The sequence below is a fragment of the Roseovarius halophilus (ex Wu et al. 2025) genome, assembly GCF_047086965.1.
The window spans coordinates 1-335 of record NZ_JBKOTX010000600.1 but is presented as its reverse complement, the minus strand read 5'-3'; the positions used below and the strand labels follow the sequence as shown (position 1 = coordinate 335).

1 pseudogene is annotated in these 335 nt (G+C 59.1%); it reads right to left on the bottom strand.

Annotated elements, in window-relative coordinates:
* A pseudogene (locus tag ACH107_RS33665) lies at window positions 1-213 on the bottom strand (hypothetical protein); the annotation flags it as partial.
* Window positions 214-335 lie beyond the last annotated feature (122 nt).

Genomic DNA, 335 nt, shown 5'->3' with positions numbered 1-335 from the left:
GTTGCCGCCATTGTCGATGTTGGGCGTGCCGTCCAGCGTGCTGACCGTGCGGATCAGGAAGCCGTCGGTGCCGTCCTCGAAATCGGTGATGACATCGGCATCGCCGTCCTTGAAGAAGTTGAAGATGAAGCGATCTTCCCCGTCGCCGCCGGTCATGGTGTCGTCGCCGCCGCCGACGCTGTCGTTGCCGGCCCCGGCATCGTGACCTGCCACGGGATTTTTCCTCCATTTGGAATTAGAGTCCGACCCAAACGAAGGGACGGACAATGAAGCGAACGAGATATACAGAAGAGCAGATCATCGGCATTTTGACCGAGCATGGTGAGGCATGAGCC